Source organism: Saccharibacillus sacchari, assembly GCF_037722395.1.
Classification (GTDB): domain Bacteria; phylum Bacillota; class Bacilli; order Paenibacillales; family Paenibacillaceae; genus Saccharibacillus; species Saccharibacillus sacchari_A.
The window spans coordinates 169,155-188,408 of sequence record NZ_JBBKAR010000045.1 but is presented as its reverse complement, the minus strand read 5'-3'; the positions used below and the strand labels follow the sequence as shown (position 1 = coordinate 188,408).

Sequence of the window (19,254 nt, the reverse complement as noted above, 5' to 3'; positions counted from 1 at the left end):
GCATGGACAAGCGTAACAATGAGCGCGAGCGGTCCGCGGCAGAAGGGCTGGCCCGCGAACAAGCTCGGCAAGAAGCGTTTTGGATACGTTATCTGTATCGGGTCAATTCGCGGGAAGAGTTGAAGCGTTGGGCGAACAAATTGCGGTATATGCGGTTTTGCCGCGCGTACGGCGGGCATTCGAACGACGGCGACCGTTTGTTGGCCGCCATATCCGTGCCGAGCCGCGAGCGGCTCGAAGCGGTATGCGAGGTGCTAGGCATCGCTTTGCTGCCGATGCGGCCACGACGGGAGAACGAAGCGTTCAGCTTTTTCGAAATCAAAAAGTATCCGGATTTGCGCCAACCCGGCCATGCGGAGATCGCCCGCGTTCCGGTTTACGTATGGGTGCACCGCGATCGGCTGACTATCAGCGTCTCCGATCCGGACGACCGGTATTCCGTCAAGGAGTCGACCGTGTCGGCGGTTGCGGAACGCGTAGAGCCGCTGCTGCGCGAGTTGGCCGACCTTCTGATCGATCCTCCGCAAAACGACCGCAACTGTATTTGCCCGCAGCAGCATCCTGAATTGTTCCGTTCCTGATGCCGGCCGGGCTTCGCAGCTTCGATAACCATTCCTTCTTTTCCCGATGTCGGCCCGCGGCCGGAACGAAGTTCTTTCGGAGACTTCTCGTTTCCCGCGCCAACGCGACCTTCTGGACAGCCGAAAGCGGACGTTAACGTCCGCTTTTTGGCGTGCGCCCGGTCGGCGGAAAGGCATCCGAAAAAACGATTTGTAAACCCCGCGTAAAATCCCCGCACCTTTTCCCGCAACATTTTACAAACTTCTCGATTTATTTAAGATTCGTTAAAGGTTGCGGGCCTAAGATACGGATATGGCAAGGGAACACCGACAACTTCAACACGAAAGGAACGAGGAACATGGCAATCGAGGTCTTCAACCGGTACGAGAGCAAGTATCTGATGGATCATGCGGCTTACGAGAAAATTTACGCGGCGCTGCTGGAATATATGGAGAAAGACGAATACAACAAAAACGAATTTTATTCGATCAGCAACCTGTACTTCGATACGCCGCACGATTCGCTTATCCGTCAAAGCCTGGCCAAACCGAAATACAAGGAAAAACTTCGTCTCCGGGCTTACGGCGTACCGAACGAAGACGCGAAAGTCTATCTCGAAATCAAAAAGAAAGTGTTCGGCCTGGTCAACAAACGCCGCACGGCGCTGAAGCTGAACGAAGCTTACGAGTTCGTCCGCACCGGACAGGCGCCGGAGTTCCAACCGTACATGAACGCCCAGGTGCTGGACGAGATCGAATACTTCCTCCGCCTGTACGATCTGGAACCGAAAGTGTATCTCTCCTACGACCGCAAAGCGCTGTTCGACAAAACGAGCCGCGATCTGCGCATCACCTTCGACACGAATATCCGGTGCAGACGTTACGACGTCCAACTGGAACGCGGCGACTACGGCGAACAACTGATGCAGCCGGGCCAATGGTTGATGGAAGTCAAAGCGGAAAAAACGGTACCGGCGTGGCTGTCCAAAATGCTGTCGGAGCACGGATTGTACCGGACGAGCTTTTCGAAATACGGCAACGAATACAAAAAGCTGCTGAAAACCAGACAAATGATGCCTAACCTGCAACCCAACATTCAATTGAACGCGATCAGCGATCTTCCGACTGCGGAACGCGCCACCGAAAAGGAGACTGTGCTTTATGCTTGATTCCATCCTCAACAGTACCACGACGAGTACCACCGACCTGACTTTGACCAACGCGCTGGTGACCATCGGCCTGGCGATCGTGCTGGGCCTGATTATCAGCCTGACGTATATGAAAACGAACAAAGCCACTTATACCCAGGGCTTCACCCTCACGCTTATCGTTCTCCCGATCGTCGTCGCCGTCATCATCTTAATGATCGGCAGCAACGTAGCCCGCGCCTTCAGCTTGGCCGGCGCGTTCTCGATCATCCGGTTCCGCAGCGCGGCGGGCGATCCGAAAGACATCACGTACGTCCTGTTCACGATGGCAGCCGGTCTCGCCTGCGGCGTCGGCTCTCTCGGCTACGCGGTTCTGTTCACCCTGATCCTCTGCGTCGTGATGTTCGTGCTCAGCCGCTTCAAATTCGGCGTCAAAAAGTCGCAACAAAAAACGCTCAAAGTCACCATCCCGGAAAACCTCGGCTACGAAGAAGCGTTCGAAGAAGTGTTCAGCAAATTCGGCGTGCAGCATGAACTCAAAAAAATCCGCACCACCGAACTCGGCAGTCTGTACGAACTCGTTTACTCCGTCACGATGGACCAGAACGTCAACCAAAAAGCGTTCCTCGACTCCATCCGGACCCGCAACGGCAATCTCGATTTGTCGCTGACGATGGCTCCTCCGGTGACGGCGGAATACTAAGATTCGTCAACCCAACGTTACGCTCCGGCTCGGCGCTCTCCAGGCGTCCGGGCCGAAGTCGCGATACCGCGTCATCCATCATTTTCAACCATAGAAGGGAAGAGAACTCTCATGAAAAAAGCAACCAAGATCGCGAAAACGAAAAAATTCAAAGCCGACAAAAAAATGGCGGCAGCCGGTCTGCTCGGCGCGCTTCTGCTGACTTCGGCAAGCGTCGTTCCTGCGGCGGCGGCCGGTCTGACCTGGAATTCGTCCAGCGGCTACCTCATCAACGCCACCGACAGCAACACGACGACTTCGGCTTCGACCGCTGCTTCGACGTCTTCGACAGGCACGACGTCCACCGCTTCGGATCTGAAAGTCTCGAACCTGAAAGTGTCCGATCTCGTGACCTTGAAAACGAAAGATTACAACGTATCGTGGAGCAAAACGGAGTACACGACGATCAAGCTGAACAGCACCAAAGCGACGGTCAGCGGTTCGGGCGCCAAAGCGTCAGGCAGCACGGTAACAATCTCCGAGGCCGGAACGTACGTCATCAGCGGCAAATTGACGGACGGGCAGATCGTGGTCGACGCGGCCGATACGGACGACGTGCATATCGTGCTGCGCGGCGTGACGGTATCGAACGACTCGACGTCTCCGTTTTACGTGAAATCGGCGGATAAAGTGATCGTCACGCTGTCCGCAGGCACGACCAATACCTTCACCGACGCTTCGGATTACACGTTCGCCGAAGGCGAAGACGAGCCGGATGCGGCCATTTTCAGCAAAGCCAACCTGACGATCAACGGCACGGGCGCTTTGAACGTGACCGGCAACTATAAAGACGGCATCCACAGCAAAGACAACCTCAATATCGTCAACGGCAAAATCACGGTCAAAGCCGCGGACGACGCGATCGTCGGCAAAGACCGCGTCGTGATCGAAAACGGCACGTACAAACTGACGGCGGGCGGCGACGGCATCAAGTCCAACAACGACAGCGATACGGCAAAAGGCTTCGTCGCGATCTCGAACGGCACGTTCAACATCACGGCGGCCAACGACGGCATCCAAGCCGAGACATCGCTCGTCGTGGACGGCGGCACGTTCAATATCGTGACCGGCGGCGGTTACGAAAACGGGCCGGAACATACCGAAGAAGGACCCGGCGGCATGGGCGGCGGAGACTTCGGCGGACAAATGCCGGAAGGCTGGACGCCGGGCGAGATGCCGACTAATGCGGACGGCACAGCGATGACGCCTCCGACCAACGCCGACGGTACGGCCATGACGCCGCCTACGGCTCCGACGACAAGCACGACTACGACGACTGACGCTTCCGGCACAGCCGCGGCGAGCGACGACGCGACGACCGAAGAAACGACGTCCGAGAGCATGAAAGCTCTCAAAGCGGGCACGGAACTGGTCATCAACAAAGGCACGTTCAACATTGACGCGGCGGACGACGCGGTGCACAGCAACGGCAACGTGAATATCGCGGGCGGCACGTTCGATATCGCGACCGGCGACGACGGCTTCCACGCCGACGCCGTTCTGGAAATCTCCGGCGGCAAGATCGAAGTCACGAACAGCTATGAATCGCTGGAAGGCTTTATCATCAATATCAAAGGCGGCGATATCGACGTCACCGCTTCCGACGACGGCGTGAACGCGGCGGGCGACGATCCGACGCTTGCGACAACCGACGCGACAGCGACGACCGGCACGCAAACGACGGCTCCGGCCGCCAGCGCTTCGTCGACTTCCGCAACGTCGACAAGCACGGATAGCGCGACGTCGACCGACGCGACGTCTTCCGCTTCGCAAATGCCGGGCGGTATGGGCGGCGGCATGATGGCGGCCAGCAACGCCGAACTGAACATCAGCGGCGGCACGCTGACGGTCAACGCGGCAGGCGACGGCCTGGACTCCAACGGCTCCGTCGACATGAGCGGCGGCACGGTCATCGTCAACGGGCCGACCGATAACGGCAACGGACCGCTCGACTACGACGGCACGTTCGAAATCAGCGGCGGTACCCTGATCGCGGCCGGCAGCTCCGGCATGGCGCAAGCGCCGTCCACGACGTCGAGCCAACGTTCGCTGGGCATCACGTTCGCTACGTCGCAAAGCGCCGGAACGCTGGTTCACGTCGAAGATTCCGCAGGCAACAATGTCCTGACATTTGCTCCGGCGAAATCGTTCAGCTCCGTCGTAGTCAGCTCCTCGCTGCTCAAAGCGGGCGAAACGTACACTGTCTCGACCGGCGGCACATCGACGGGCACCGAGTTCGACGGGCTGTACACAGGCGGCACGTACAGCGGCGGCACGACGTACACGACGTTCGAATTCTCTAGCAGCGAAGCGACGACCTGGATCGACTCGACAGGCGTTACGACCGCGCCGAGCGGCATGGGTGGTTTCGGCGGCGGCATGGGCGGCGACGGCACGGGCACGACGCGCGGAACCCGCGGCACGACGTCGGGCACCGCGTCGTCGAGCACGACCGGCACGACGACCGCGACGGAATAATCCGGGAATGTGTTTAAGTATAGCCGGATAGGCTGAACGGATTCGCAGCTCGGTCGGATTCGAGCTTCTGCATGGACGGCACGCGTCCGGCGGTGATCGGGTCAAAAGATAATATCCGACAAAAGCACGCTTTTTCTCGCAAAACGAGAAATGGCGTGCTTTTTTTGCGCAAGTCTCGCTTCCGACACCCGCGTAAGCGGAATCGAGGCAAATGTAAGCCGCGCAATTCGAGCTACGTTGCCGAATATACAACGTAAGCAAGGGAATCTGTTTGTTTCTCGTCCTACATTGACGAAAAGGCAATCTGCAAGGCAATTGTACCTTTATTCGAACGAAAGGCTGTCTCTACATCGCTCAATTGTCAACGTAAGTCCCGCAACGGGTGAACAGAGAACCTTTACATTGCTTTTTTGACAACGTAGCAAGAATGATCCGTTTTTATAAGCCGCAGCCCCGTATACTTCAAAACCACCTGGCAGAATTCATTTCACAAAGCGAGTTTTTTATTTTTATTGCAAATGCAATAAAAATAAACTATATTTCTGAATATCGAAAACTTATTTTTGTACCCTAACCCTCCACAGGGAGCGAGAGCGTTTCGAACCGGAGCGCCTTTGCCCTTTTCCCTCACCTCTACATCTTTTACTCGATCGAAAAGGGAAAGGAAAACGAAGCGAAGGTCGAAACGCTCTCGCTTCCTATCTCCGTCCCCAGAAAGGAAAGAAAAATGACAACCACAATCCGTAAATGTCACGCACAAGACCTGAACGTTTTGCGAGAAGTCGGCATCGAGACGTTCAACGACACGTTCGCAGCCCAAAACAAACCGGAAAACATGCGCGCCTATCTCGAAAAAGCTTTCGCCGAACAAAAGCTGGAACAAGAACTCAACACCGCCGAATCTGATTTTTTCTTTATCCAGCATGACGAACAACTAGCCGGATTCCTCAAAATAAACGTCGGCACCGCCCAATCCGAACCGATGGGCGACGACACCCTGGAAGTCGAACGCATCTATATCCGTACGCCTTTCAAGCGCAAGGGTCTGGGCCAAATCCTAATGAACCATGCTTTCTCCCTCGCCAAGCAACAACGCAAAACCAAAGTCTGGCTGGGCGTCTGGGAAAAAAACGAACCCGCTATCCGGTTCTACCAACAACGCGGCTTCGTCCTGACCGACAAACATGCTTTCTGGATGGGCGACGAGAAACAAACCGACTGGATCATGACGAAATCTCTAACCTAACCCCTTGATGCCCTGGTCTTTGCTCCTTAAGGTCGATCTCTTAATCTTTTGCCCCTAATCGTCCTTGATCTTCTCCCTTTGATCTTTGCCCTTTCACTTCGCCTTTAATATTTGCCTTTCGCTTTTAATCTTTTCCTCTCCCCACTAACCCTCCACAGGGAGCGAGAGCGTTTCGAACCGGAGCGCCTTTGCCCTTTCCCCTCACCTCTACATCTTTTACTCGATCGAAAAGGGAAAGGACAACGAAGCGAAGGTCGAAACGCTCTTGCTCCCTCTCCGCGAAACGCTCTTGCTCCCGAACCTCGAAACGATCCCGCTCCCGCCTCTCCAACTGTGTGCTAAAATCGAAAGAAAAGCTGAAAGGCGGTCTCCCTTATGACTTCATTGCCGCTTCGCCGGGGCCAGATCATCTCCAGCATGGTGCTGCTGTATTTGTTCGCGCGGTTGTTGCCGGATTCCGCTTCGGCGCGCTGGGCGTCGGCGATGTTGTTTCTGCTGATTATCGCCGGGTTGGCGGTGTCTCCGCGTTTGAAAAGCGCGCATGCAAGATTTTGGCTGTTCGGCGGATTGTATGCGGCATCGGTCGCCTACTGGCTGATGTTCGGCCATGACACCTCGCTGCTGTTGATCCTGCAAGGATTTCTGGTCAGCTATACCGCTTTGCTGCTGGTCGAACCGGCGTCCGCCGTTCTGGCGATCGGGATCGTGGCCGTTACTTTTATGCTGCAAATCGTGTACGAAGGAGCTTCTTGGCAAAGTCTGCTGAGACAAGATCTGTTTATCTACGTCGGGCTGTACTCGCTGCTGCGCATGATCCGCATCAGCCGATCGAAGCAGCGCGAACAGCAGCGGCACGCCGAAGAACTGAAAGTGATCCATGCGGAGTTGGCGGATACGCACGCGAAACTTCAACAGGCGCACGAAGAACTGGAGCAGGCTACCGTCCAATCGCTTCGGTATGCCGTGTTGGAAGAACGCAGCCGGATCGCGCGGGATATTCACGACAGCATCGGGCATCGGCTGACGTCGGTGATCGTGCAGCTTCAAGCTTTGCCGTATGTGTTGAAAAGCGACCCGGCGGAATCCGAACGGATCGTGCGCACGGTGCTGGAAGTGGCGCGTTCGTGCATGCAGGAAGTGCGAGTCGTCGTGCATGAGATGGGCACGGACGAAAGCGGGGCGGGCCTGGTGTCGCTGCGCAGTCTGGTGCAGCAGACTGCGTCCGTGCCGGGCGCGCCGAACATCGTATTGACCGCGCAAGACGCCGAGACGAACGAACAGCAAGAATGGCCGCCGCAAATAGCGGCGACGTTGTACCGTTGCTTGCAGGAAGCGTTGACCAACACGATCCGTCATGCGCGGGCGCAGCAAGTACAGATCGCTATCGCTCAGACGGAGCGGGAGATCGTGCTGGATTATCGCGACGACGGCATTCTGACGGCGGGAGCGCCGCTGCAAGAAGGGTTCGGATTGGGCGGTATCCGCAAGCGCTGCGTTGCCGTCGGCGGGCAATGCGTGATCGCGGCGCTTGAGCCGCACGGTATCGCGATCCGGATCGCGTTGCCGAACGGGCCAATCGAAGGAGATGAACAGCATGGGTAACACGGAATCGACGAACGAAGTCTATAGCGGCGGGATCGCCAAGATCCTGCTCGTGGACGATCAGCCGCTGGTGCGGCAGGGAATGAAATATATCATCGGCGCGCAGCCGGATCTGGAAGTGGCGGGCGAAGCGGGAAGCGGGCCGGAAGCGGTGGACGCGGCGCTGGACAAGCGTCCGCAGCTTATTTTGATGGACGTGCAAATGCCGGAGTTCAACGGGATCGAAGCGACGCGGCGTATTTTGGACCAGTTCCCGGCGTGCAAAATCGTCATTTTGACCACGTTCGATACGGAAGAATACGTGCTGGAAGGGATTCGGGCGGGGGCGATCGGTTATTTGCTCAAAGATACGGAGCCGGAGGAGTTATTGACGGCGATCCGCGCCGCTTTGCGCGGCGAAGTCATTTTCCGTACCGCGCTGGCCGGCAAGCTGATCGGCCAGGCTTTGCAGCGGCAAGCGGAGCAAGCCGCGGATACGGGCGGAGCTGCCGACGCAGCCGACGCGAAAACGGCCGCGGCCGGAGAACGCCGGAGCGGAGCGCTGTCCGAGCTGCTGCAACCTTTTACCGCGAGAGAACTGGAAGTGCTTCAGCAGATGGCGTACGGTCTGCGCAACGAAGAGATCGCGGCCAAGCTGTTCGTCAGCGAAAGCACGGTGAAGACGCATGTGCATCGCATCTTGCAAAAGTTCGACGTGCAGGATCGGACGCAAGCGGTCGTGTACGCGATACGCAACGGGATCGTGCAGTAACGGATTATCCACAAAGCCGACGGCGAAAAGATCGCCGTTGGCTTCTTTTTGCCTGGGGATAACCGATTTTTCGCGTCCGCGCGTCCATCCACAGGTGGATAAAATCTTGCGGCAAGACCGATCCCTCGGTGGACGCGGCGTCTCCTTGATCGGGATAAGCTTAAGACATCCCAAAAACAACAACAAGGAGGCAACACCCATGACCGCTGCAACCTGGATTTCGACGCTCGCCATCTTCGCTCTTCTGACTTGGACCACGTACGGACGCAAAGCGTTCAACCCGGTTCGTCTGATCCTGCCGATTCTCGTGATTGGCTACTTCGGCGCAACGTATCTCAAAGACATCCCGAGCGGCGGCAATAACGGCTGGTTGCTCGCGGCGTCCGCCGCGTTCGGTGCCCTGATCGGCGCGCTGCTGCTCACTATGTCCCATATCGAATACGACGGCGCAAGCGGCAAAACGTACGTCACGAACGGCATCGCCAGCATCGGCGTCCTGTCGATCATGTTCATCCTGCGTCTCGGCCTGGTGCAATGGGTCACGAGCCACGGCGAGACGGCATACCATTATTCGCAACAGCATGATTTCAACCTGTATATCATCGGTCCCGCATTCATCTTCATGGCCGCTTCGATGCTGATCGTGCGCATCGTCGGCCTGCTGATTCGGGTCAAACGCACGCGTTCGGAAGCGGTACAAGGATTGAGCGCTTAATGAACAAGACTTCAACCGAACAAAGGCCGGCCAACGGAACTTGATCCGTTAGCCGGCCTGTTTTTTTTGCGAAAAAAGCTTATTCCGCCGACGCGGGCTCGTTCAACAGCATCTCCGTCAGCCCGGGAAACCGCCGGTCCAACTCTTCTTTTCGCAGCGAGTAGAAATGTTCTTTGCCTTGAAAACGGGGTTGGATCAAACCGGACTCGCGCAAAATCTTGATATGGTGCGACAACGTCGATTTGGAAATATGTTCGACTTCGAAGCCGGAGCAATTTTTCTCGCCGGAGCGGGCCAAACATTGAACGATCTTCATGCGGATCGGATCGCCGAGCGCGGCGCAGACGGCGGTCAGGTTCATTTCGGAAACCGAAGGGAGAGTTAGAGTTTTCATGGTTGTAGGGTAGCACAATCGGGGGCGGAATACAAATTTCGAAAAAAATCGAACTAAAGATTGCGCACTCTTCGAAAAGTATGGTATATTCCCCTACAGTTCGAAAAAAATCAAACATTAAAAGCGATGCTTGAGCATCGGTTCGGGAGGACCAACCATGGAAACTTTGACGGTATTGAATACGTATTTTCGTTTGTTCGACGCGGCGCGTACGGACGAATCGGCGATGAACGATCTGTTGTCGCTGTTTACGGAAGACGCGGAGATCGTGCTGAACGGGCATAGCCGCACGGGATTCGAAGATTTCGTGAAAGCTTTCTATTCGCATAACCGCGACGTGAAGCATATGTGGGACGGATGGGCGCTTCAAGCGGACGGCAGCTACCATACGAGCTGGGCGGTCTGCGGCCAGACATCGGAAGGTGCGGTCTATGCGAAAACAGGCGTCGATATTGCTCGTTTGAACGCCGACGGCAAGATCGTATATTTGGAAAACGTGCCGACGGACAAAGACGCGTTCGGGAAATATACGGCGTAAATCGGAGGGTCCGAATATTGTGCGGCATATCCAAGCTTTATCCGCTGCATCAATAAAAAAAGCTGTCTCCGCACCGCGATTCGGTGTAGGAGACAGCTTTTTTTGAAATTCGCAATCCGCCGGAGGGTGGGGGAGGCCGACGGTTTTCGCGTGCAACCTTTTACAGGCCGCGAATAAAAACTAGCCTTTGATCGAACCCACGTAGACCCCTTTCACAAAATACTTCTGCAAAAACGGATACACGATCAGGATCGGGAGGGTGGAGACGACGATGGTGCAGTATTTGACCAGTTCGCGGTACGCGGTAGCGCTGCCTGCGCTGTCGATCACCACGCCGCCCGCGCTGCCCATTGTGGCCGCGCTGGTGTCGTTGGCGACAAGGATTTCTTTTAACAGAAGCTGAAGCGGGAACTTGGCCCGGTCTTGCAGCAGCACCATCGCGTTGAACCAGGAGTTCCAGTTGCCGACGAGATAATAGAGGAAGATGACGGCCAGCGTCGCTTTGGACAACGGGATGATGACGCTCAGCAAAATGCGCGCCTGGCTCGCTCCGTCGATCGTCGCGGCTTCTTCCAACTCCTGCGGCAGCGCCTGGAAGCCGGTGCGCAGAATAATCATGTTCCAGGTGCTGATCGCGCCCGGCAGCACCATCGCCCAGATATTGTTGTACAGCCCGATGTCTTTCATCAGCAGGAACCACGGAATCAGCCCGCCGCCGAAAAACATCGTGATGGTGATGACGATCATGATGTACTTTTTAAAAAACAGCTCGCGCCGGGACAGCACGTACGCGCCCATGATTGTCATGACCATATTGATCGCCGTGCCGAGTCCGACGTACAGCAGCGTGTTGGCGTAGCCGACGATCAGGGCGTTGTCGCGGAAGATCAGCTTGTAGCCGTCGAGGGTGAAGCCGAGCGGCGCGAGCAGCAAGCCTTTGTGCGCGACGAGTTCGCCGGGATTGCTCATCGAAGCGAACAGGATATGCACGATCGGGTACAGGCAGACCAGCGTCAGTACCGTAAGCAGCGCGTAGATCGAGCCGTCGAACAGCCGGTTGCCTAATGATTTGTATTGAACCATTTGCGGATTCTCTCCTTTCGGTCACGGGGATGTCGCCGTCCGGCTGCCGGTTACCACAGGCTCACTTCGGATTTGCGCCGCGCGATGCTGTTAGTCATCCATAGCAGTCCGAAATTGATGACCGCGCTGAACAATCCGACCGCCGTCGAGTAGCTGAGGCTTGCTTCGCGCAGGCCGCGGCGGTACACGTAGGACGCGATGACGTCGGCCGTGTCGTACGTGAGCGGGTTGTAGAGCAAGATGATTTTTTCGTACCCGGAAGCCATCAGGCCACCGACCGCGAAAATGAACAGGATGACGATGGTCGGCGTGATTTGCGGAAGCGTGACATGCCACATTTTTTGCAGCCGGTTCGCGCCGTCCATATCCGCCGCTTCGTACAGGGAGGTGTCGATCGAGCCCATCGCCGCGAGGTAAATGATGCTTTCCCAACCGATGCTTTGCCAGATGCCCGAGAACACGTAGATCGGCCGGAACATGGACGAGTAGCCGAGCAGGGACGAGTATTCGTTGCCCGTGATCCATTGCAGCACCTGCGTGATGATGCCTTCGTCGGCGGTGAAAATATGGATCATGCCGGCCACGACGACAAGCGAGATAAAATGCGGCATATAGGTGATCGTTTGCACGGTGCGTTTGAACATCTTGCTTCGGATTTCGTTCAGCAGCAGCGCCAAAATGATCGGGGCGGTAAAGCCGAAGCCGATGCCCCACAGATTCAGCAGCAGCGTGTTTTTGACGACGCGCCAGAAGTACGGTCCCTGGAAAAAGTCGACGAAATGCTTGAACCCGACCCACGGGCTGGCTTCGAAGCCGAGCAGCGGTTTGTAGTCTTTGAACGCGATCAGCACGCCCCACATCGGTCCGTAGCAGAATACGATAAACCAGGCCAGAACGGGGATCGCCAGCAGATAGGGAAACCAGTTTTTGCGCACGTCTTTGCGGATCAATAGCGACGTTTTCGGGCGTTCGGACGCGGCGAGGACATCGCCTTTTTTGTTTTTGCGCAGCGTTAGCACCGGTCGGTCACCTCCTTTTTAAGTTCAGGCTTAGCGTTGGTTATACCGGTCGAGTGCCGCCTGGTGCAGGCTCAGGAACTCGTCGAGACCCATCTTCTGCGCTTCGGCCAGGAATTTGTCGTACGCGTCCACCGGCATTTCGCCCATGATGATCTTCGCGAAATATTCGCTGCGCAGCGTCGCCAATTGGTTGCCGAGTTCCGCTTCGCGCGATGCTTCCGCCTGCGTGAACGTGATCGGCGGCATGGTCATGCTGGCGTCCATTTCTTCGGTCCACGCCTGGCGAATATCGCCCGAGTAGCTGCCTTCCGCCACGATCAGCGGGTTGGAATTATGCTCGTCGCGGATATCCGGCCAGTTGTGCATGCGGTATTTGTGCAGCGTCGTCGCGACCGGCTGGCCGTCCGGGTCTTTGTAAATGTAGCTGTCGGCCGGATAGTAAGGCTTGCCTTCGGCGTCGATCAGATGCACCGTGCCGTATTCGCCGTAGTTCAGCAGCTCCCAGCCTTTTTTCGTATAGCTGAAATCGAGGAACGCCATCGCGGCTTCGACGTTCTCGGCTTGCGTGGTCACGGCGGCGCTGGAACCGGCGCGCATAAAGTTTTTGTAGCTGGCCTGCGACTGATCGCCTTCGTTCAATACCGGGTTCGGCGCGCCCACGAAGTCGAAACCGTTTTGCTGCTTCCAATAGCTCCACATCGTATCCGGGGAATCCATCATGGCCGCCGTTTTGTCCGAGATGGCGGTCGCCATGCGCTGATTGAAATCGGCCGTCGCCCAGTCGCGGTTCAGCAACCCTTCTTTGTTCCACTGCTGCATCGTCGCCAGGTATTCTTTGGCTTGCGGCTGCGCCGGGCCCCATTGGACTTTGCCGTCCGGATCGAGGAACGTCCAGTCCCAGGCGCCGTACGCGCCGTTCAGGATGCCGGTGAAAATCTGCCCGTACGTCGAGCCGTAGTTCAGCGGTTCGGAGTAGCCGACTTCTTTGGCTTTGGTCAGGAACGTGTGCCACTCGTCGACGGTCGTCGGCACCTCAAGCCCGGTCTTGTCCAGCGCTTCCTGCTTGATGAGCATGCCGAACCACATCCACTCGGAATAAGGCGCGATACCGTAAAAGCCGAGCAATCGTCCATCGTCGGTCACGGTCGTTTTGCGGCGCATCTCGTCGGAGTTGCGCCATTCGTTGTAGTTCGGCGCGTTTTTCTCCATCAGGTCGGTCAGATCGAGGTAAGCGCCGTCGTTGACGCCCGCTTCGAATCCGCCCGGATAACGGCCCGGGTCGATGATGATATCCGGCAGCTCGCCGGACGAGATCATGAGGGTGAACGAGTCCGCTTCCTGACCGACCGGCGGCGTGATGAAGTTGACTTTGATGCCCGTCAGCTTCTCGACCTGATCCTGCACGATCTGCGTGTTCATGTCGGGAACGTCCGCGTTGGCGGGCATCCAGACGTCGAGCGTGACATCGCCCGGAACAGGATAGGCCGCATAGTTACTCGGAATGGTCTGATCGAAAATATCGCCGAGATACGTATCGTTGAGCGTGTCGTTGACTTCGGCGATCTGCTCGGCCGACGGCTTTTCGTTGCCCCGAATATCGCCGCTGATGTCCGTGAACGCCACCTGCTCCTGCTTGCCCGCCGCTTCGGTATCCGATTTCGCGGCTTCTTCGGCTTCGTTGCCTCCGCCGCTGCATGCGGTAGAAACGGCAAGCGCGGAAACGGCGGCCAGCAACCCGATCTTTTTCGCGAATGTTTTCATGTTCATGACGTGCCCCCTAATCTGTATTTTGGACGAAAAGATAAGCTGTTTGCATAAATGGTAACGCTTACATATAACAGCTACAAGAGACGGATCTTTGGTCTTACGGACGGATTTTTGGATGTTCGCTCGAATCCGGGGTTGGCGTCTATTCGCCGGAAGGGACATCCAGCGGGCGGTCGTTGCCGATCGGCGAACCGAAATCCGGCGTTCCGTCCGCGTGCCAGCCGAACTTCTGGATACGGGTCGCGCGGCGCGCCGTGTCTTCGCCGGGAGCGGACAGCGCGTGGAACACGATCCAGTCTTCTTGCCCGTCGGGCGATACGGTGAAGCTGTTATGGCCGACGGCATAGACTTGTTCGGCGGCGTTTTTGCGGAATACGGGTTGCGGCGATTTGCTCCACGACTCCGGCGACATCGGATCGTCATGCTCGTCCATCGTCAGCATGCCGAGACAGTAATCTTCCGACCAGGTGGTGCTGGCGGAGTAGACCAGGAATATGCGTCCGTTGCGGCGGAGAATCACGGGACCTTCGTTGATCGCCATGCCGCCTTGCTTTTCCCAATCCAGTGTCGGCGCGGTCAGCAGGATCTGTTCGTCGTTATGTAGCGTGTACGGGTTGTCCATGCGCATGATATAGACGGCCGAGCCGTAATCGGGAAAACGGCCATAGCCCGCATACAGGAAAAACAGTTTGCCGCCCAGTTCCAGCACGGAGCCGTCGAGCCCGGGCGAAGGGGTAGGCAGCGCGCCGCGCCATCTCCATTCGCCTTCCATCGGATCGGGGCCGACGTTTTCCAGCACGCACACCTGCCGCGTCTCGTCGCCTCCGCCGTCGTTGGCTGTGTAGTAGATGTACCAGCAACCGTCGAGGAAATGAATTTCCGGCGCCCAAAGATGGTGACTGTGCCTGCCGCCGGGTTCCGGTCGCCATACCGTGCGGCTGTCGCCGTCGGCAATCGTCGTCAGGCGCGGGGAGCGCAGCAGTTCGAGCCGGTCGCCCCGGGTACACATGAAGTAGTAAAAGCCGTCGGTATGCCGGTACGCCCACGGATCGGCCGCCTGTTCGGCGATCGGGTTGGAAAAGGTTAAGGGGTTCGTCATGATCGGTTCTCCTTTTGCGGAATCGAGGATAGTTTCATTATCTCGGAGCGCGCGGAAGGGAACAATTATGAAAACGCTTCACTTTTATTCCGAAAAAGGACGGGTTTTTGGCGGAAACGACGGTCGGAAGCGGTTGGTGCAGCAAAAAAAGGATTCGGAACAAGGCGTATGCCCCTGGCGAATCCTTCGTATTTCGTATGCGGTTTTATCGGCTTGCGCCGTCCGGTTTTTTTTCTAAATCCCGCTTCCGTACTTGTTGAACCAACGCAGAGTAAGCTGGCCGAGCATTTCGTAACCGACGCCGTTCGGATAGACCGTATTTGTGGCGTGATCGGCAAACGGAAGTTGGATATAGTCCGTATCGATTCCCGTCGGCTTGCAACCGTTCGTAATATTCTTCGACGATCGAAACAGGGACGATATGGTCATGGCTCCCGCCTAAAATGAAAGTGGGAGGCGTGGTGGACGAGATCCTTTCGAATGAAGACACCGCATTGAAAATCTCAGGCTCGTCCATCCCGTCTTGACCCAGAATGCAGATAATCAAAACCGACTTCGACAAAACTACTGATCTTACTCCTGTTGCCGGGTTCGCCATTCGAGCGGCGTGATCCCGGCGGATTTGACGAAAAACTCGTAAAAGCGGCTCGAAGACGTGAAGCCGACTTCGGACGAGATGCTTTCGATCGCTTTGTCGGTCTGTTGCAGCAGCCGCTTGGCCTCCATCAGCCGCAGGTTGATAATGTACTGCTTCGGGGATATGCCCATCGCTTCGGCGAACTTTTTGCGCAAATTGCTTTCCGACAAAAAGTGCTTCGCAGCCAACTCGCCGATCGTGATGCCCGTGTAATAGCTGGCGTGGATTTCTTTGAGCACTTCCTGAACGACCCCGGAATCGCTGGAGCCGTAAGGAGACTGCGCGTCATGGCTGCGTTGGAACAACAACAGCGTCGTCTCCAGCGCAAGCTGGATCAGATGCCGGGCGTCCGCGTTTTCGCGTCCCGATTTCCATTCGTGTTCCAGTCTCGACAAGCTGATCTCCGCCCACCGCAATTCTTCGCCTTCCAGTCCCGCGTGCCGAATCCGTTCCGGCTCATGCTCGGTCCCGCCCAGCGGATACCGACTATGCACCGGCAACCGATCCTGGTAAAAATGCACCGAAATCCCTTGCCACGGCACCGTGCATACGAACCCGTGATGCAGTCCAGGCGGAATCAGCACGAGATCTCCCGCGCTGACTTTGATATTTTGCTCCGGCGAACTGTAATAGCCCTGCCCTTCGAGAATAAGCGTCAGTTCGTCGTACCCGTGCGAATGCGACATGAACAATCCTTCGCCCGTCTCGAAACTGAACGTGTGCGGCTTGAACCGTTCGATACTCACCATCACTTGCGAGTCTTTGTTTTCCATCTCTCCGCGACCTTTCCCCTGGGATTGCTCCGCCTATCGTTAACCTTCAGATTTATTTCTTTTCTTTAAAGTTATCTTACCCAACAAGCCCGCCGCGTACAATGGATTCTCCGGCGCTTCGGGGGCTCGGTCTTATCCGGCTCCGAACTTTTTCGGCAGGTCCGGAAACTTTGTTAAAACTTTAAGATTAGCTAAAGCTTCACGCTCTAATATAAAGCCAAGAACACAAGACACCTTATCCGCAACACCCCAAACTTTCGACAAGAAGGGAACGATTATAGATGAAAAAGACAACCAAGATCGAAAAGACGAAAAGATTCCAGGCGAAAAAGCGTACCGGCCTCGTGATTTTCCTCGGCGCGATGCTCACGCTCTCCGCGTGCAGCTCGGCAGCCGATACCGCTTCGACGGCGGCAGCCACCACGACGACGACCGCTTCGACATCGGCGCAAACGACTTCGACTTCTTCTTCCACTTCCGTCACTACCGCGTCCGCAAGCTTAAGCGGGCTGACCGCCGCAAGCCTGGTGACGCTGGACGACGAAGACTACGTGACGGAAGCCGGCACGGACGCGACGACGATCACGTTGGCCGGCACGAGCGCTACCGTTGACGGCACGGGCGCCGAAGCGGCGGATGGATCGGTCACGATCACCGCGGCAGGCACTTACGTTATCAGCGGATCGCTGACCGACGGACAGATCATCGTCGATACGGCGGATACCGATTCGGTGCATATCATTTTGAACGGCGTGGACCTGACGGACAGCGACAGCGCTCCGATTTACGTCAAAGCGGCAGAAAAAGTCATCCTGACGCTGGCGGAAGGCACGGTCAACACGGTTACCGACGGCGCGACTTACACGCTGAACACGGATGAAGAACCGAGCGCGGCGATCTTCAGCAAAGCCGATCTGACCATCAACGGAACAGGCAGCCTGACCGTGACCGCGAACTATAACGACGGCATCGCGAGCAAAGATGACCTGAACATCGTAAGCGGCACGATCGACGTCAAAGCGGCGGACGACGGCCTGGTCGGCAAAGACCGCGTCTATATCGAAAACGGCACGATCACGATCAATTCGGAAGGCGACGGCATCAAATCGACCAATGACGAAGATACGGAAAAAGGCTTCGTCGCCATCAAAGACGGCACGTTCGACATCACGGCAGGCAACGACGGCATTCAAGGCGAAACCGACGTGGTCGTGGACGGCGGCACATTCAACATCGTGACCGGCGGCGGGCACGAAAACGGACCGGAGCATACCGAAGAAATGGGCGGAGGCTTTGGAGGCGGCTTCGGCGGCGGAATGGGCGGACAACGCCCTGAAGGCGGCAGCGGCGGTCCCGGCGGAACGGGAGATCCGGGCACCGGACAAGGGCCTACCGTCGACAGCAGCGGAGCGGCTTCCGGCACGACAAGCACGACAGACGGTCCTCCGGCGCTTCCGGACGGCGCGCAGCCGACCGAAGGCGGAACGCCTCCGGCGATGCCGGGCAACTCGACCGACACGACAGGTACGACCGGCACCACGACCGATAATTCGGGCACCGTTTCCGGTACGACGCCTACGGATACGACAACTTCCACGACGACCGAGACCGAATCCGACAGCATGAAAGGCATCAAAGCGGGCGTGACGTTGACGGTCAACGGCGGCACGTTCACGATCGACTCGGCCGACGACGCCCTGCACAGCAACGGCGCGACGGAAGTAACGGGCGGCGATCTGCAAATCTCGACCGGCGACGACGCGATCCACGGCGAGACCGATCTGACGATCACGTCGGGCACGATCGATATCCAAGCCAGCTACGAAGGTCTGGAAGCGCAAAATATCACGATCGACGGCGGCGATATCAACGTCGTGGCAAGCGACGACGGCGTGAACGCTTCGGAAGCTTCGACGACCACGACGACCGATACGACGGCTTCGACCGGCACGGACACGACGACAGCAAGCGCGGCGACAACTGACGCGACAGCCGTGACGACCGCTTCGGCTTCAGCAAACTCGACGGCTTCCGTAACGACGGCAAGCGCGACTTCGACGGATACGTCCGAGGACGCGACGACCGATACCTCGGCGAATACTCAACAAGGTGGCGGCTTCGGCGGCGGCGGAATGGGCGGCATGAGCGCAGGCAACGCGCAGTTGACGATTAACGGCGGCACGCTGACGGTCAATGCCGAAGGCGACGGTCTCGACGCCAACGGTTCGATCACGATGACCGGCGGCACGGTGACGGTATACGGTCCGACCGGAGACGGCAACGGTTCGCTCGACTACGACGGCACGTTCGATATCACGGGCGGCACGCTGATCGCGGCCGGCAGCTCGGGCATGGCGCAAGCGCCGAGCGACAGTTCTTCGCAACTGTCGATCGCGATGACCTTCACCGATACGCAAGCGGCGGGCACGCAGGTCGATATCAAAGACAGCGAAGGCAACACCGTCGCGACGGTCACGCCTTCCAAAGAATTCCGTACCGTGGTGGTCAGCTCGGCCGATCTGGAAGACGGCGGCACCTACACCGTATCGTCCGGTGGCAGCGACATCGTCACCTTCACGATCTCGGGCAGCGTCACCACCTGGGTCAACGAATCCGGCATCACGACCGCGAACACGGGCGGCATGATGGGCGGCGGCGGACGCTAAGCTAAGAACAGGTAAGATCGAAAGATTCGGAATCAG

At 57.2% G+C, this 19,254-nt stretch carries 17 protein-coding genes; 10 read left to right on the top strand and 7 right to left on the bottom strand.

Annotation, left to right across the window (positions count from 1 at the left end; translation table 11 throughout):
- The first annotated feature begins 2 nt into the window (after positions 1-2).
- From WKI47_RS17570 to WKI47_RS17535, 8 genes are all read left to right on the top strand, one after another.
- On the top strand, positions 3-581 hold the full coding sequence (locus WKI47_RS17570; RefSeq protein ID WP_340228466.1) for a hypothetical protein: 579 nt from the start codon (positions 3-5) through the stop codon (positions 579-581).
- 338 nt (positions 582-919) lie between these two features.
- Positions 920-1,729, top strand: coding sequence for a polyphosphate polymerase domain-containing protein (locus WKI47_RS17565; RefSeq protein ID WP_340228465.1), 810 nt, complete (start codon positions 920-922; stop codon positions 1,727-1,729).
- On the top strand, positions 1,722-2,411 hold the full coding sequence (locus WKI47_RS17560; protein WP_340228464.1) for a DUF4956 domain-containing protein: 690 nt from the start codon (positions 1,722-1,724) through the stop codon (positions 2,409-2,411). Before WKI47_RS17565 ends, WKI47_RS17560 begins: the two co-directional genes overlap by 8 nt.
- 111 nt (positions 2,412-2,522) lie before the next feature.
- A complete protein-coding gene (locus WKI47_RS17555; RefSeq protein ID WP_340228463.1) occupies positions 2,523-4,928 on the top strand; it encodes a carbohydrate-binding domain-containing protein in 2,406 nt (801 codons plus the stop codon).
- Between the two features lie 727 nt (positions 4,929-5,655).
- Positions 5,656-6,174: a GNAT family N-acetyltransferase gene (locus WKI47_RS17550; RefSeq protein ID WP_340228462.1), complete on the top strand. Its 519-nt coding sequence runs from the start codon at positions 5,656-5,658 to the stop codon at positions 6,172-6,174.
- A gap of 375 nt (positions 6,175-6,549) precedes the next feature.
- Positions 6,550-7,776, top strand: a complete 1,227-nt coding sequence (locus tag WKI47_RS17545) for a sensor histidine kinase (RefSeq protein ID WP_340228461.1) — start codon at positions 6,550-6,552, stop codon at positions 7,774-7,776.
- Complete coding sequence (locus tag WKI47_RS17540) at positions 7,769-8,527, top strand: response regulator transcription factor (RefSeq protein ID WP_340228460.1); 759 nt, start codon at positions 7,769-7,771, stop codon at positions 8,525-8,527. The genes WKI47_RS17545 and WKI47_RS17540 overlap by 8 nt, the downstream gene beginning before the upstream one ends.
- 199 nt (positions 8,528-8,726) lie before the next feature.
- A complete protein-coding gene (locus tag WKI47_RS17535) occupies positions 8,727-9,242 on the top strand; it encodes a hypothetical protein (protein ID WP_340228459.1) in 516 nt (171 codons plus the stop codon).
- 79 nt (positions 9,243-9,321) lie between these two features.
- Here the strand turns inward: WKI47_RS17535 and WKI47_RS17530 are convergent, their stop codons facing one another.
- Positions 9,322-9,603, bottom strand: a complete 282-nt coding sequence (locus WKI47_RS17530; protein WP_340228458.1) for a metalloregulator ArsR/SmtB family transcription factor — start codon at positions 9,601-9,603, stop codon at positions 9,322-9,324.
- A 190-nt stretch (positions 9,604-9,793) separates the two neighbouring features.
- Here WKI47_RS17530 and WKI47_RS17525 point away from each other — a divergent pair, with 190 nt between their 5' ends.
- The gene (locus tag WKI47_RS17525) at positions 9,794-10,174 is read left to right on the top strand and encodes a nuclear transport factor 2 family protein (protein WP_340228457.1); all 381 of its coding nucleotides are present in this window, start codon (positions 9,794-9,796) and stop codon (positions 10,172-10,174) included.
- A gap of 180 nt (positions 10,175-10,354) precedes the next feature.
- Here the strand turns inward: WKI47_RS17525 and WKI47_RS17520 are convergent, their stop codons facing one another.
- The 6 genes from WKI47_RS17520 to WKI47_RS17495 all read right to left on the bottom strand — a co-directional run bounded on the left by WKI47_RS17520 (position 10,355) and on the right by WKI47_RS17495 (position 16,552).
- Positions 10,355-11,257: a carbohydrate ABC transporter permease gene (locus WKI47_RS17520; RefSeq protein WP_340228456.1), complete on the bottom strand. Its 903-nt coding sequence runs from the start codon at positions 11,255-11,257 to the stop codon at positions 10,355-10,357.
- Between the two features lie 50 nt (positions 11,258-11,307).
- Positions 11,308-12,276, bottom strand: a complete 969-nt coding sequence (locus tag WKI47_RS17515) for an ABC transporter permease (RefSeq protein WP_425355476.1) — start codon at positions 12,274-12,276, stop codon at positions 11,308-11,310.
- A gap of 30 nt (positions 12,277-12,306) precedes the next feature.
- On the bottom strand, positions 12,307-14,037 hold the full coding sequence (locus tag WKI47_RS17510; RefSeq protein ID WP_425355479.1) for an extracellular solute-binding protein: 1,731 nt from the start codon (positions 14,035-14,037) through the stop codon (positions 12,307-12,309).
- Between the two features lie 148 nt (positions 14,038-14,185).
- Positions 14,186-15,142, bottom strand: a complete 957-nt coding sequence (locus tag WKI47_RS17505) for a glycoside hydrolase family 43 protein (RefSeq protein WP_340228454.1) — start codon at positions 15,140-15,142, stop codon at positions 14,186-14,188.
- Positions 15,143-15,376: 234 nt separating this feature from the next.
- Positions 15,377-15,571 (bottom strand): hypothetical protein, encoded by a 195-nt coding sequence (locus WKI47_RS17500; RefSeq protein WP_340228453.1) that lies wholly within the window; start codon positions 15,569-15,571, stop codon positions 15,377-15,379.
- A gap of 144 nt (positions 15,572-15,715) precedes the next feature.
- A complete protein-coding gene (locus WKI47_RS17495; protein ID WP_340228452.1) occupies positions 15,716-16,552 on the bottom strand; it encodes an AraC family transcriptional regulator in 837 nt (278 codons plus the stop codon).
- 281 nt (positions 16,553-16,833) lie between these two features.
- On the opposite strand from WKI47_RS17495, the gene WKI47_RS17490 reads away from it, so the two are divergent.
- Positions 16,834-19,218, top strand: coding sequence for a carbohydrate-binding domain-containing protein (locus tag WKI47_RS17490; RefSeq protein WP_340228451.1), 2,385 nt, complete (start codon positions 16,834-16,836; stop codon positions 19,216-19,218).
- The last annotated feature ends 36 nt before the right edge of the window (positions 19,219-19,254 follow it).

What these genes read in the sequence shown, in the direction of transcription:
- WKI47_RS17495 (WP_340228452.1), bottom strand. Translation starts at nt 16,552, where the DNA reads ATGGAAAACAAAGACTCGCAAGTGATGGTGAGTATCGAACGGTTCAAG.
- WKI47_RS17555 (WP_340228463.1), top strand. Translation starts at nt 2,523, where the DNA reads ATGAAAAAAGCAACCAAGATCGCGAAAACGAAAAAATTCAAAGCCGAC.
- WKI47_RS17565 (WP_340228465.1), top strand. Translation starts at nt 920, where the DNA reads ATGGCAATCGAGGTCTTCAACCGGTACGAGAGCAAGTATCTGATGGAT.
- WKI47_RS17505 (WP_340228454.1), bottom strand. Translation starts at nt 15,142, where the DNA reads ATGACGAACCCCTTAACCTTTTCCAACCCGATCGCCGAACAGGCGGCC.
- WKI47_RS17525 (WP_340228457.1), top strand. Translation starts at nt 9,794, where the DNA reads ATGGAAACTTTGACGGTATTGAATACGTATTTTCGTTTGTTCGACGCG.
- WKI47_RS17540 (WP_340228460.1), top strand. Translation starts at nt 7,769, where the DNA reads ATGGGTAACACGGAATCGACGAACGAAGTCTATAGCGGCGGGATCGCC.
- WKI47_RS17510 (WP_425355479.1), bottom strand. Translation starts at nt 14,037, where the DNA reads ATGAAAACATTCGCGAAAAAGATCGGGTTGCTGGCCGCCGTTTCCGCG.
- WKI47_RS17530 (WP_340228458.1), bottom strand. Translation starts at nt 9,603, where the DNA reads ATGAACCTGACCGCCGTCTGCGCCGCGCTCGGCGATCCGATCCGCATG.
- WKI47_RS17520 (WP_340228456.1), bottom strand. Translation starts at nt 11,257, where the DNA reads ATGGTTCAATACAAATCATTAGGCAACCGGCTGTTCGACGGCTCGATC.
- WKI47_RS17490 (WP_340228451.1), top strand. Translation starts at nt 16,834, where the DNA reads ATGAAAAAGACAACCAAGATCGAAAAGACGAAAAGATTCCAGGCGAAA.
- WKI47_RS17535 (WP_340228459.1), top strand. Translation starts at nt 8,727, where the DNA reads ATGACCGCTGCAACCTGGATTTCGACGCTCGCCATCTTCGCTCTTCTG.
- WKI47_RS17560 (WP_340228464.1), top strand. Translation starts at nt 1,722, where the DNA reads ATGCTTGATTCCATCCTCAACAGTACCACGACGAGTACCACCGACCTG.
- WKI47_RS17550 (WP_340228462.1), top strand. Translation starts at nt 5,656, where the DNA reads ATGACAACCACAATCCGTAAATGTCACGCACAAGACCTGAACGTTTTG.
- WKI47_RS17570 (WP_340228466.1), top strand. Translation starts at nt 3, where the DNA reads ATGGACAAGCGTAACAATGAGCGCGAGCGGTCCGCGGCAGAAGGGCTG.
- WKI47_RS17500 (WP_340228453.1), bottom strand. Translation starts at nt 15,571, where the DNA reads ATGACCATATCGTCCCTGTTTCGATCGTCGAAGAATATTACGAACGGT.
- WKI47_RS17545 (WP_340228461.1), top strand. Translation starts at nt 6,550, where the DNA reads ATGACTTCATTGCCGCTTCGCCGGGGCCAGATCATCTCCAGCATGGTG.